The sequence below is a fragment of the Acetivibrio cellulolyticus CD2 genome (genome assembly GCF_000179595.2).
In the GTDB taxonomy this organism is placed as follows: domain Bacteria; phylum Bacillota; class Clostridia; order Acetivibrionales; family Acetivibrionaceae; genus Acetivibrio; species Acetivibrio cellulolyticus.
The window spans coordinates 1,008,785-1,022,808 of record NZ_JH556658.1; the positions used below are offsets into that span (position 1 = coordinate 1,008,785).

The following is a 14,024-nucleotide window of genomic DNA, read 5'->3' on the forward strand; positions in this document are numbered from 1 at the left end:
CAGAAAGTTATTTTTCATTATCCCTAAATCAGTAGCTTATTTTTCGAAGATATTCATCAACATTTTTTGTTGTTACAATACTTTCATCTGAATATATATTTTTTTGGACCTTTTCTCCTCTTTCAATCTTTCTTATTGTTTCAAATAATAATGGCCCTAGATAAGGATTACACTCCGCACTTGCATTGATTTTACCGGTTTTTATTGTTTCAAGAATCTCCTTTGACACGGCATCTACAGATATAACTTTTATATCTACCCCAGGTTTAATTCCATATGCTTCAATTTCTTCAATTGCCCCAAGTGCCATTTCATCATTATGAGCGAATAAACCATCTATATTTTTAGCCTCTGCTTTCAAAAAAGATTTCATAATTTCATTACCTTTTTCACGGTAAAAATCACCGACTTCCGAGCGAACTATTTTCATATTCGGATAATTTTTTTTCAGTTCATCTTCAAACCCCATTTTTCTTTTTGTAGCCGCATCTGAACCAAGTGTACCCTGTATTTCACATATATTACCTTTTTTATTTAACAACTCAGCCATTTCAATTGCAGCTTTTCTTCCTTCTTCATAAAAATCTGAGCCTATAAAGGTTTTATAAAGATTTTCATCAACATTTGCTTTCCTGTCAACAATTATTACCGGAATATTTGCTTTTTGGGCCGCTGTTAATACATCATTCCAACCTGATTCTATAACGGGTGAAAAAGCGATATAATCAACTTTTTGAGCAATAAAAGATTTGATTGCCACGATCTGGTTTTCCTGTTTTTGCATGCAATCTGTAAATAAAAGTTCGATGTTTTCTGCTTTCGCTGCTTCTTGAATTGAACGAGTATTGGCTAATCTCCACTCAGATTCTGCACCTATTTGCGCATAACCGACAATTAACTTTTTTGAAGTTTTAGGAGTATTGGAAACTTCTTTTGATTCAGCAGCTTTTGGACCAGCGCATGAAACTAAAGCCAAACAAAGCATCAAGATAAGAACAATATTTAATTTCATTATATATGCCCACTCCCTCTTTATTCATCTTTGAATTCAGACTGAATTTTCAACATCTTATCAAAGTTCTTTAATGCAATTTCCACCAAAACGGGGTCAAAATGTTCGCCTTTTTCATCTTGCAGGTATTTAATAACTTCTTCCACACTCCATGAATTTTTATATACCCTTTTACTTAACAATGCATCTATTACATCAACTATACATACAATCCTTGCATATAAATCAATATCTTCGCCTTTCAATCCCTGAGGGTATCCTTTTCCATTGTATTTCTCATGATGCTGATATGCTATAATTGCAGCATCCTTCATTAGCTTGACGTTTGACCTCTTAAGCATTTCATATCCTATACTGGAATGACTCTTTATTATTTCAAATTCCTCCGGCGTAAGCTTTGCAGGCTTATTTAATATGGCATCTGGTATGCCTAACTTTCCTACATCATGCATAGTTGAAGCAATCTTTAAACATTCAGCTTCAGGTTCAGATATGCCTATTTCCAAAGCCAACAAATATGCATATTCAGCAACTCTCTTAATATGAAAGCCTGTCTCATTAGATCTAAATTCAGCAATTTCTCCGATAGTATAAATAATTTCTTTATGTGACACATCCATCTCCATACTCAAGTACATATTGTCAAATGCTATTGAGATATTCGAACATGCAATATTAATAAGATCAATATCCCATTCTTTTAAAATTGTATTGGATTTAATATAAATTACGTTTTCTGTCCCCCATGAACTATTAAAATATGATGCAAAACCATCTTCTGTAAATATAGTTTTCTTTAATGTTATCGCAGCTTTGCATAATTCTAAAATATTATCCGCTAACACTTCGTTTATATCTTTATTTATATACTCCTTATAATCGCCGGTAGCAGCTTCAATTATAAATCTATTTTGGTTTACAGATAAAGCCAGTCCGGAACTTCTACAATATATAGCATCCATATCAAGATGAAGTATTGATGTTAATTGTTCTAAAATTCCATTTATAAAATACCTGAAAGATTTGTTTTTATATAAATTAGGTGTGGATTGTATAATCTTTCTAAGACCCATTCTATCTAAATCGAGTGAAACCAAATCTTTATATGACCTCAATGCTGTTACAACAGAAACAATCATCTTTTCGCTGGTTAAATCTGTTTTTAATTTATAATCGTTAATATGATAATTAATTACAACTTCTTTTTCGGGCGAATAGCCAGGTTGTCCTGTCCTTAAAATTATCCTGACCATTTTGTTTTTTAGTTCATCCCTTACATACTTAACCAACTGAAGCCCGGTATCATATTCCTCCATAACAACATCTAATAAAATCAATGCTATGTCCGGGTGTTCATTTAATATCTTTTTAGTTTCGTCAGCATTATATGCGTTATAAATTCTCAAGCTCTTTCCATCCAAGACAAAACCATCGAGTACTCTTTTTGTAATATCATGTACCGATTTATCATCATCAACCACTAAAACCTTCCATGCGTTTTCTGCATCGTCTTTAGGCTGATATTCATCGTCTTCAATACTTATAACATCATCTTCTATAAAGATAACATCATCTTCATCTGTTATTAAATTATTATAATCCATAGAATCATGCATTTAAGGTTTTCCTTCCTTTTGTTTTTATTAAGAAATCACATGTATTTTAAATCAATTAGGCATAAAAATTTAGCAAGTACCACTGTTGATTATGAATGCACTTGATTTTGCATGATTGAACCAAAAATAAAAGCCCTGTTTATAAATTTTTCGGCAAAAATCATTAATAAAATAATACAAATCTATTTGGAAGTGTATAAAGTCGCAGTTGTGACTGGCAGGCAAAAGGCATTAGAACATTATAAATTTCGTTAAATTTTTGAGAACTTTAAAGAGCTGTCAAACTAATTTTAGTTCAACAGCTCTTTTTCAAGATTCAGCTTCTTTGAAACGAAGTTTTTATTTGCCAATCACCCTATAAAACTGCTGGCAGTTTGTAAATTATTCTCAGCAAATACTTTCTTAACATTGCTAAATCAAATGAATTTACATTTCCGTCCACAAATACATCGGAATTCTTGAGATTAATTTCATCCTGACCAATCATTCCCAATAGATAACCTCTTAACTTTGCCAAGTCTATAGAATTAATATTGCCATCATTATCAACATCTCCATACAATGCAGAAGGCGATTTTCCAAATGATATTTCCAGATTTTCGATGTCTACTCCATCATATGTAAATACTTTTGCCTTATCCGGATCTAGCGTTATTACACCATTCTCTCCCAGGCAAAACGGGTCTGAATAATAATTATATGGATATAACATAATTTTGAATTTTTCTCCCATATATCTTGGGGGTATATTTATAAAGAATTTTTGAGAATCAGATGTATCATCTTCCCATTTAACTCTAACATCACCATATGAATAATATCCTGCTACATCAAAAACATATGCAAGATTAATTATTCCGCTATATTTCACATATTGATACTCTTCATCCACTGTTATTACTCCTGAGATCCTTTCTCCCTTAATTGGCACCAACTCGAGATCAGAAGAACCCGGTTGACCAGGATTAATAACTTTTGCATTCTCACTATCAAGTACCATTCCATTTTCACCAAGATAGCTATCCAATACTAATGGAAGATCATTGATAAGTGAACAGGATAGAATTACTTCAGCATATCCCTCAGGCACATATAGTTCAAACGAAGCAATTCGTCCGAAAGGTTCAATAGTACAAATTGCATTTGCAACTATATTATAGGGTTTATATTTAGCTTTAACCAATGCTTCAATCTCATATTTTTGGGGTGTACCAATACTCTCCATATCCTCAGGAAGCCTTATTTCGCCGCTTATTTTTTTATTCTCCCAAAGATAGAATTGAATATTTTCAATTGAACTGTCTTTTGCATTAAGCAATTGGGCTTTTGTATTATCGATTGTAGTCCCATCATCATTGTAAAAACCCATACTGGCATATTTAGGAGCAGCTGTTTCATATCTTAAAATAAAATCTTCCAAATCCGCTGGAATATTTAACTCAAATGTTGTAAAATTGCTACCTTTTTCAATAACATATTTATAATCTGCAAAATAATAATTATTGTATAACGTCAATATGCCGGTTAAATCTTCAGTTGCTTCTTCTCCCCCAGGACACATAAGCTTTCCGGAGAGCTTCACTCCACTCATGACGGAAAGATCTATATCCTTAATATTTTCAGTTACATTGACTGCGCAATTATCCTTGTCAAGTTTGGCTACAGTGCCTGTTGGACTATAATATCCTGTATTTACATAACTATTTGTATTTAAACTATACCGTATATAATATTCTGAGTATTCCGGGTAAACAGTGATTTCATAACCAATGGAGTTTTCACCTTCAGGTATTATTACCTCCCTGTCAGTATAACTTGGAATATTGGTTGATTCATTATCAGTTATAGGTGACTTAAAGTATAACGCGGCAATTTTTACAGGAAAACCTCCTTCTCCAGCAACTTCACCTTCCGGGAGCCTTACTACACCGCTTATTACATTACCTTTACCAAGAACCATACTAATATTCGAATCTTCCAGCAGTTTATTACCATCTTCAAATTTGTTCGAATCGGGCCTAATTCCGGAAATATAGTCGATTAATTTGTAATTAGAGTAATAACCACCGGAATAAACAGGAAGATCAACTTCAAATGCTCCGCTTTTTTCCCCTTTTTTTATAACCGCATTTACATCCTTCGAAAAATATATATCTGGTATTTGATCTGAATCAACTACAAGATCAGGTTCACTTTGTGCAACAAAGCTTACAGTAACAGAAGAATCTCTTTGTAAAGACACTTCATCAGGAAGTATTATTTCACCTGTTACCTTTTTGCTTTCTACTAAAGTAATATTAATATCGTTTCTACTACCTATATCTGTGAGCTTAACAGCATCACTTTTAAAGGGTTTCTGACTACTTCCTGTGTAGTAACTGACATCATAATAGCCTTCAACAGGTGTTATCAATTCACACCTAATCTCTAGCCCGCCAGCCATAGAATATACTGTAAAGCCATAATATGCAACTCTTTTTCCTTCATTTATTGTAATTTCACGTGTTTCGGCTGATTGTGAATTTTCTGCAATTACCTTCAGCTTAATTCCACCAGGTGGTGCCACTTTTCCTTCCGGCAAACTGATATAACCTTCGATTCTAGGTGGGGGGGCAATACCATATGCAACTCTACAACACGAAAAAATACATGTCAAAACAAGTAGCATCGCCAAAAACTTTCTCTTCATACAATCATCCCCTTAAATATTATTTTTATTTTATATAGTATTTTATTTTTATCTTATATCAACCATCTTAGCCATATTCTATCATGTCAAGTACTTCATTTCCACATTTTTATTAAACCACCTATACAAGCAGTAAAATAGTAATGGAAGTAGTATAATGACTCTTTTTGGGATCCTAACCTGGCAAATTCCTCAAAAAAACCTCGTGAAAGCTAAGTTCACGAGGTTTTATACTAAAGTGGGTTACTTTTATGCGTAGGTGTTGTTATCAGATTTTGTTCACGAGAAAACCTTTATAATGCCCAGTAAATATTGTCTCATCAACGCAAAGTCAATAGAATTTACCTGTTCGTCTGCATTAACATCAGCATTGGAAATGTACTTTTCTGTAAGTAGAGTCGTACCGAGTAAATGCTGTCTAAATAATGCAAAGTCTATTGAATTAATATTTCCATCACCATTTAAATCGCCTTTAATTACGGAAGAAGTAGGAGTAGGAGATGGCTGCGCACCACTGAACTTCCACCAGTTGATATTAAACAGGTAACCGCTTCCGCCCGTAAATTTTAAGTAAAGATCGTGAATACCTTCTGCACCGCTGACATCACATGTTGCATCAACCCAGTCCTGCCAACCGCCAGTTCCCTTAACCGGGCAAGTCCCTACTAAAGGACCGGTAATACTATCAAGCCTGATCTCTATATTTCCTCCACTGGCGCTGCTTGCTACTCTAGCCTGAAAACTTTCTGCTCCATTACCGAAATCAATTTTGTTGTACACAACATAATCACCGTTCTCAATATACCCTACACTCAGACCACCTTCGGTACAGCTTTCGGTCTCTATTCCCGATAGGTTGTTGAAGTCTTCTGCTTCGATCTTTGTAAAAGCAGGCCTTGGACTTGCTTCTGGGGGTGGAGTTGATGTGGTCTGAGATGTATACCCAACGTCCTCTAGCATTTGGAGATAATTCCACAGACCCGGTTTCCAAACACTCCAGTCGTGAGGTCTTCCCTCAAGTTCCCAATAGGTGTTGGGAATACTTTTAGAATCGCAAAAGGTGTGTACATTTCGCCCAAAACTAATAAGGCCGTCACTGGTTCCGCAGCAAATAAACAAAAGTTTCAGATTTTGCTTCGCTTTAGTCCCGCCATCCGGAAACAGTTTGTCACTCGAATAGGTGTTGGGTGCTGCGGAATAGGCTCCAACATAAGGGAACATATCCACATGTGGTAACCCGATATTAAAAGATTGCCCCCCGCCCATTGAGAGTCCAGATATTGACCTATGGAGCGGATCAGTATCAACAGAATATTTTGATTCGATGTAAGGTACAAGGCTGTAAATCAAATCATCTGTAAAACGTTCATAACCATAGTTCGTAGCATCTCCAGGCAACTCAGCGTTACATTGGGGCATTACTATTATTGAGGGTTTGATTTTCCCATCAGCTATGAGATTATCGGCTATAACATTAGCACTGCCTCCACCTAAAGTCCAGTCATTCTCACTTCCTCCAATTCCGTGCAATAAATACATTACGCTGTATTTATTGCTGCTTGAATACCCTGAAGGCAGATATACTCTTGCTGGTCGCTGGCTCTTTGTTGCATTGGAATAATAAGAGATATTTAAGACCTGACCATGTGAAATATTGTTTCTGACTTGGTCGTATCCTGATGGCGGTATAGTTGGTTGTATGGCCGCAGTCGAAGTGCTTGCTGTAAAAACAAAGGATGTTATCAAGGCCAGACCAATGGATAAAGCTGATAAAACTTTTTTTGTCATGTTTTGACCTCCCTTAAAAGACTGTTAGTGTAAATTTATTATATTGCATTTTTGATAATAAACTTTTATGTAAATGAATATATCTTACCCAGAAATATTGCCTCATTAATGCAAAGTCAATAGAGTTTATATTGCGTCACCCAGATTTGAAACATGACCTAAACCACTGGTTTAGGTCATGTTCAAATGTATATTTAAATTAATTGAAGGAAGATATAATACCAAGTAAATACTGTCTCATCAATGCAAGGTCGATAGAGTTCACCTGTCCGTCTCCATTAACATCCGCATTTAAAAGATTATTTCCTGTAAGCTGAGTCCCTCCAAGCAAATGCAGTCTCAATAATCCAAAGTCTATCGAATTGGCTTTTAGATCACCATTCAAATCACCTTTAGTTCCCGGCTCACTTCCCGCACCAAACGTGAACCAGTCAATATTTACTCCACCTGAAAATACAAGATACAAGTCATTGACTCCCGAAGTTTTGCTAATACTGCACGTTTGCTCCTTATATGTATTCCAGCCGCCTGTTTCCGCTACCGATAAAGTACCTATAATGGTGCCTGTTGGACTATTTAACCTCAATTCAATATTAGCAGTACCCGCATCTGCAACAAGCGCTTTGAATGATGTTGCCCCGCTTCCGAAGTCTACCTTGCTATATACTGTATAATCGCCATTATTAATATATCCCAAACCGCTTCCACCGTTTGCTGTCCCTACTTTTTCAATAGTTGAAGAATTAACATTGTTATACTCTTCTGCTTCTATCTGTGTAAAAGCAGATCTCGGACCAGGTGTAGCAGTAGGAACAGGTGTGGCAGTAGATATAGGCGTGGCAGTAGAAACAGCTGTTGTAGTAGGAGTAGGTGTTCCCGGGTTAACACTAGCCATATATTGTTTTAACCATGTAAGTGCAGGCCTTTCAGAACCGTTGCTGAGCAACAGATGAGAATTAGGAATCCAAGTACGACCTTGTACATACCCCCATAGCGTAATACCTTTTACTGCTGAATGTTCATACATTACAGGAAATAGCTCCTGCATCTTGCTTTTCTGTGTATTATCATCTGCAATATCTAAATCCAATTCGGAAATATATATCGGTACTCCTGTTGCTGCAAGTCTATCCAGTCTTGACTTTAGATTTGCAGCACTTGTTTTTTCAAGTCCATGGGATTGACATCCAACACCATCAATCAATTTTCTATCTTTTAGTATATTAACTACTTTGATATAGTTATCAAGACAAGACCATTCATTCAGAACATTATAGTCATTGATCAACAGCTTGGAATTCGGAAAATACTTGCGCGCCATCTCAAATGACCACACTATCCAGTCCCAGCCAGTACCATACAGGCCATTGTCACCACCAATATCATTTTTAAATGGGAAAGGAGCATGTCCTGGCATAGCTTCGTTTACAACATCAACATACTCTGCATCAGGGAAATTTTGTGCAGCAGCTTTTATCCAGTTTTCAACTGCTGCTTTTCTAGCAGTGCCGGAAATATTGCTTAACCAACTTGGATACTGTGATCCCCATACTAGAGTATGGAATTTAAAAGGAATTTTATTTGTTTTACAGTAATTATACATTGATTTAGCTGCACTGAAATTGTACACGCCCTGTTGGGGCTCGCTAGGTCCCCATTTTGTGGAATTTTCAGGTGTCAACTGATTCCAATAGTCTGCAAAACGAGTAGGTGCATTTCCATCGGCCCATATGTTTCCAACCCATTTTTCCTTACCTGTAGCCATCGCAGCCTCTGCAGTTCCAGCCTGCATTAACGTGCAAAAAAGCATAGCTGCACATAAAACAACAGATAAGACCTTTTTTGTTTTTGATACACTCATACATTTTCCTCCTCAAACTAAATAATAATTTTATATAGGTCTGTAACTCTTAATTTTAAGAGTAACAGATACATTCTATATTACATATTCGAAGTAAATACTTATTTTAAGCGGGGATTTTTATTATATCTTAAAAAAGTCGTAACCTTACAGTTAAGACCTCGTCGGTAGATTTTTCGATGCTAAAAAGAAATGTACATTCATAGAATAAATAGAATTTTTTATAGATTCCCAACTAAAAAAATGCGTGTATTACGAAATAGTAATATAAATAGTATATACTTAAAAAAAAGTCATTACAATAGGGCTTGAAGATTCAAACAACACACGCAGCTGATTTGGTCAGTTTTCTAGTAAAAAAATTAAAATAAATTAAAGGGAGTGGTTTATGTGTTTAAAAAATTTAGCAGGGTATGGGTGATAGTCTTTACTATTAGTATTATGATTTTCCTCATTCCCGAAAGAGGATTGGCAGATTATCCAATTTTTTCTCAACGTTATACTGCAGACCCAGCTGCAGTAGTATATAACGGTAGGCTTTATGTTTACTGTTCACACGACGCAGATGCTACAGACGGTCAGAAAACTTACAATATCCCCGATATAACCTGTATATCCACGGATGATTTAAAAAACTGGACAGACCATGGAGAAGTTTTTAATGCCAAAAAAGATTCCAGTTGGGCAGGAGTTTCATGGGCTCCTTCAATTGTATACCGCAACAATAAATTTTATCTGTATTATGGCAATGGAGGAAACGGGATTGGAGTAGCAGTGAGTGACAGTCCTACCGGACCCTTCAAAGATCCTCTTCCAAGTGCTTTGATAACTGGAAATACCCCTGGAGTGCAACCCGCAACTAATATGTGGTTGTTTGACCCTGGTGTTTTTGTTGATGATGACGGACAAGCATACATGTATTTTGGAGGAAACGGACAAAACAATATCAGGGTTATCAAACTGGGTAATGATATGATAAGCACAGTGGGTTCTGCTACAACAATGAGTGCTCCTCGCTTTTTTGAAGCTTCATGGATGCATAAGTACAAAGGAAAATATTATTTTTCATATGCCAGCGATTTTTCACAAGGTGCATCCAAGATTGAGTATATGATGAGTGACAAACCTACCACAGGTTTTACATATACGGGAGTTTTATTACCACAGCCACCTGACAATTATAGCAATAATAACCATCATGTCACTATAGAATTTATGGGTAATTGGTATACTATCTATCACAACAGAAATGTAGCTAAACAACGTGGAGTAGAACCTGCATATCAAAGAAATGTAGCTATTGATCAGATGTTTTACAACTCTGACGGAACTATTAAGCAGGTAGTTCCAACCTCAGATAGTTTGAAACAACTTAAATATGTCAATCCTTATGTCAAAAACACTGCTGTAAACATGAGCAAGGAATCCGGCACTGAAACTGAAGTATGTAGTGAAGGCGATCGTAATGTTTCCTTTATACAGAATGGCGACTGGATCCAAATCAAAGGAGTTGATTTTGGTACCAGTAATGCAACAAGTTTTGATGCCAGAGTGGCAAGCAATACAGCCGGCGGAAATATTGAAATCAGGCTTGACAGCTCAACCGGTAAATTAGTTGGAACTTGTAATATAGAAGGAACAGGTGGTTGGCAAACTTGGGCAACGAAATCATGTTCAGTCAGTGGTGCAACTGGTGTTCATGACTTATTTCTTAAATTTACAGGTGCAAGTGATTATTTATTTAATTTTAGTTCGTGGAAATTTAATTCAGATATAATACCAACGTCTACCCCTGCCCCTACAACAAAACCAAGAATTTTAGGCGATTTAAATGATGATGGAAATGTTAACTCAATAGATTTTGCACTATTGAAGCTGCATTTACTAGGCACAACTCCACTTACAGGAGATAATTTGTTAAATGCCGACGTTAATATGGACGGCAATGCAAACGCTATCGACTTTGCATTGATAAGACAATACTTACTAGGTATGATATCTTCTTTCAACTGATTTTGTAGAGTTTGACCTGCCGGGAGCATTGATACTCCCGGCTTTTCTATTGCAATCGAGTTTGGATGGAATGAATATTTATTTTCGGGTAATAGGGAAACAGCCGGGATTGTTGATATATCCCGACTGTTATACACTATATGTATTGGATTGAACTCCTTTAAGTAAGCACATTTCATTCTGCTTAGTTATTTTGCTATTAAGGCATAAGGATAAAAACTGCTTGGCTTTGTATCTAAAGTTATCTAATACTCTATAATATAGTTTTTTTACTTATTCAACCGTTATTATTTCACCAGTCTTAAAGTATATTGTCAATGCTTCTGGTCCAGTATAGTCATTATCTTTCAAAGATACAATTAGTTTTTTGCCTACGTCCAAAACATAATCTATTGAAGTTCCTGCCTGATAATTAACACTAGTTATCATGCAATTTTTTATCTCTGCCATAACACAGTGATTAAGCTCGAGATTTTTACCACTCATATCAGTTATTTTGAGAGGATTATATATATTGGCTACATATTCATCAGTTTTTAGTTGCCAATAATCATCAATAAGTTCAAAACTAATTATTTGTGAAACTAATCCATTTTCAAATGTTTTTTCCATATATATCCCTCATCTCTAGTTTAATGGAAAATGTGACTGACTATTAGGAAGTGTTTTCCCTGTAATTGGGTCAACTCCTTGTTGTCCACTATTTTCATATTTTATATACCCATTAGGATAAGCAGGAGAATTACCTCTTGAAGGTACTGGATCCATTATACGTACAGATCTACTTTCTTATTTGAGGAATATAACTTTCATTACTTATTGTTTTTACTCTAGAATTTTCATGATTATAGATTACACCATCAATATTGGGATTTTCATTTGTAATTTCTAACGCAAAATTTTCTGCTTCTTTAAGAGAATCAAAAACATAATAATAATCACCTTGTCCAATAAATCTCTGTAAATCTTTGTATAAAACAATACCAGTATCTGATTCACAAAATACTAGGGCAAATTGCGAATTCGAAATTGCAGGAAATTTCACACTCATAATAACACCTCTATAAATCGTTTTAGTTTACACTTATTGTAATGGTAGTATCTTCGTTATATTTGATTCATTTACAAGTATTTTTCCCTTTAAAAAAACTTCTGACTCCGAAACTATTTCCCCATTTTTAAACAATAGAACTTCTTTTGTATTTGGGCTTTGTATAATTCTAGACCGAGGAACTTCAACTTTAAGAACCACACCACCTTTACCAATTTTAATTGGCGAAAGTGCAAAATTTTCAGCTACATTAGGGTTAGTAGTCCAAGATGTATAAGGAGAATAACGTGTTCCATTATGTCCTGCATTATGTTCCAGAGGTGAAGATTTTCGTTTCCATACTTCCCAGCATCTCCTATTTGGTGTTACAATTCCCTTTGATGAATTCAAATAAAAAACGGCCTATTTTTTCAAAACTTATATATCTAAAATCTCCTTCAACTTCCCAACATTAATACAAGTCGGCATCCCTTCATCATGCCAGTGATTCTTACAGCCGCAATAATCAAGCAACACACATTGAGCCGGAACACCCATCTCCTTGAGCTTCAAGCCACCTGATATAAGATTCAGCACACATGCAACTCCAATAACTCCAGTATCACTGCCAAATACGCTTTCACCTGGCACAGCCGCAGAAATGGAAGATTCGTGAGGAACAATAACAACACCAAAATTACACTCACTGCCTAACTTGGTCAGTTGATTAACCTGACAATCAGCAGAACACCTCGCACACATGATACCAGCTTCCGTCTCTTTCGCCTTACATTTTGAAGCCGGATGTAATCTCATGCATGCAGGCAGCAAAAGAAGCTTTTTACCTACTTTTATAAAAGCCCCCTTAAAAGCTCTATTCATAATCTCCGCACCTACCATATTCAGATGGTACTCAACTCGTCTTCTGCCACAAAAAATTACATCCTCATGCCAATAACGCTTTGGCCGCAATTCGTTCAAATATCTTTCAACATTTTCCGTGTACTCCCCGATATTCTCTTCACTACTGTTCTCAAACCACAGCGCAAATGTAATCGCAGATGCAATCAAATCAACCGCATCCTTTGCCTCGAGGGTTTTTATATATTCCTTCAGGCCTTCCAGCCTTTTTACCTCTTGATTAAACTCGCCTGTAGCCTTAAGCCACGAAACCAGTTTATCAAAGTTTCCCATACATGGTTCAATTGAAGCTATATTATCGTAGAGATCAGGAGACAAAAAAACTGTAGACATTATCCCCCTCAAAAAGTCAATTCCCGGCTTTAGCTTGTCATTATTATTGCGCACATTTGAAAGCAGCCTAAGCATATCCCCAGGTATTTCGTCAAGCCCCATGGCATCACCGCTGTAGACTTTCCACAATACACCCAGTATTAGCAAATCCAAAATAGCATATTCTTTTGCAAATTCCTCTTCCTTACTATAAAATTCAACTATCGGATCTATTGAATGAGCAAAAAAGTCCTCTGCCCTAGATAATACCTGATCTGCAAATATGGCAACATTATTATAGTATTCATCTGAATCAACCTGATTACCTCTAAGTGAATAAGTTATTACATACATTTGATCTTCCTCCCCCAAATAATAATAGCATAAAATAAATCATCCTGAAAATACATCTCACTTCTTCATAATACGAAGACCTGCACTAAAAGTTTATTTTTTCGTCTTTTTACATTAATAAGCTTATCTGATTACAAACAAAAGCAAAACAATTCAGACAATATTGAAATCCACGCAAATTTTACCAAACTTAGATTAACTCAAGAAGATTTAGCAAATGCGTCTGCTTTAGTTGTATCAGGATTATGGTTTTATGGATTATGACCTAGCATTTGAAGAAAGGAATACGGATGAAAAAAGTTATAAAGAATTTAAAGAGGGTTTAATTAAACTAAAAAATCCAAATTATAAAAACCCTCTTGTAAATACAGAAAAATAAAGGTTCAAATCAATCTACTGTTGTCTTTGTTTTTCCTTAAATTTTATTT

The 14,024-nt window shown here is 35.5% G+C and carries 11 protein-coding genes; 2 read left to right on the plus strand and 9 right to left on the minus strand.

What is annotated here, in order from left to right; genetic code table 11:
* Nucleotides 1-28: 28 nt before the first annotated feature.
* The 5 genes from ACECE_RS0219845 to ACECE_RS0219865 form a co-directional block, all read right to left on the minus strand.
* Nucleotides 29-1,012: an ABC transporter substrate-binding protein gene (locus tag ACECE_RS0219845; protein ID WP_010250395.1), complete on the minus strand. Its 984-nt coding sequence runs from the start codon at nucleotides 1,010-1,012 to the stop codon at nucleotides 29-31.
* 20 nt (nucleotides 1,013-1,032) lie between these two features.
* Nucleotides 1,033-2,616 carry a DUF3369 domain-containing protein gene (locus ACECE_RS0219850; RefSeq protein ID WP_040428786.1) on the minus strand — a complete coding sequence of 528 codons (1,584 nt, stop codon included), beginning with the start codon at nucleotides 2,614-2,616 and terminating at the stop codon, nucleotides 1,033-1,035.
* 367 nt (nucleotides 2,617-2,983) lie between these two features.
* The gene (locus tag ACECE_RS0219855) at nucleotides 2,984-5,317 is read right to left on the minus strand and encodes a dockerin type I repeat-containing protein (RefSeq protein WP_010250399.1); all 2,334 of its coding nucleotides are present in this window, start codon (nucleotides 5,315-5,317) and stop codon (nucleotides 2,984-2,986) included.
* Between the two features lie 279 nt (nucleotides 5,318-5,596).
* Nucleotides 5,597-7,105 (minus strand): carbohydrate-binding protein, encoded by a 1,509-nt coding sequence (locus ACECE_RS0219860; RefSeq protein ID WP_010250401.1) that lies wholly within the window; start codon nucleotides 7,103-7,105, stop codon nucleotides 5,597-5,599.
* Nucleotides 7,106-7,304: 199 nt separating this feature from the next.
* Complete coding sequence (locus ACECE_RS0219865; protein ID WP_010250403.1) at nucleotides 7,305-8,966, minus strand: endo-1,4-beta-xylanase; 1,662 nt, start codon at nucleotides 8,964-8,966, stop codon at nucleotides 7,305-7,307.
* Between the two features lie 441 nt (nucleotides 8,967-9,407).
* Between ACECE_RS0219865 and ACECE_RS0219870 the strand changes: the two genes are divergently transcribed.
* Entirely contained in the window at nucleotides 9,408-10,979 is a 1,572-nt protein-coding gene (locus ACECE_RS0219870; RefSeq protein WP_051033589.1) for a family 43 glycosylhydrolase, read from the plus strand.
* Nucleotides 10,980-11,252: 273 nt separating this feature from the next.
* On the opposite strand, the gene ACECE_RS0219875 is transcribed toward ACECE_RS0219870, so the two are convergent.
* The 4 genes from ACECE_RS0219875 to ACECE_RS0219890 all read right to left on the minus strand — a co-directional run bounded on the left by ACECE_RS0219875 (nucleotide 11,253) and on the right by ACECE_RS0219890 (nucleotide 13,596).
* Nucleotides 11,253-11,591 carry a hypothetical protein gene (locus ACECE_RS0219875; RefSeq protein WP_010250407.1) on the minus strand — a complete coding sequence of 113 codons (339 nt, stop codon included), beginning with the start codon at nucleotides 11,589-11,591 and terminating at the stop codon, nucleotides 11,253-11,255.
* A 169-nt stretch (nucleotides 11,592-11,760) separates the two neighbouring features.
* The gene (locus ACECE_RS0219880) at nucleotides 11,761-12,030 is read right to left on the minus strand and encodes a hypothetical protein (protein ID WP_010250409.1); all 270 of its coding nucleotides are present in this window, start codon (nucleotides 12,028-12,030) and stop codon (nucleotides 11,761-11,763) included.
* Nucleotides 12,031-12,063: 33 nt separating this feature from the next.
* On the minus strand, nucleotides 12,064-12,420 hold the full coding sequence (locus ACECE_RS0219885; RefSeq protein WP_010250411.1) for a hypothetical protein: 357 nt from the start codon (nucleotides 12,418-12,420) through the stop codon (nucleotides 12,064-12,066).
* Between the two features lie 27 nt (nucleotides 12,421-12,447).
* Nucleotides 12,448-13,596: a DUF116 domain-containing protein gene (locus ACECE_RS0219890; RefSeq protein WP_010250413.1), complete on the minus strand. Its 1,149-nt coding sequence runs from the start codon at nucleotides 13,594-13,596 to the stop codon at nucleotides 12,448-12,450.
* 253 nt (nucleotides 13,597-13,849) lie between these two features.
* Here ACECE_RS0219890 and ACECE_RS32125 point away from each other — a divergent pair, with 253 nt between their 5' ends.
* The gene (locus tag ACECE_RS32125) at nucleotides 13,850-13,975 is read left to right on the plus strand and encodes a hypothetical protein (RefSeq protein WP_268871027.1); all 126 of its coding nucleotides are present in this window, start codon (nucleotides 13,850-13,852) and stop codon (nucleotides 13,973-13,975) included.
* The last annotated feature ends 49 nt before the right edge of the window (nucleotides 13,976-14,024 follow it).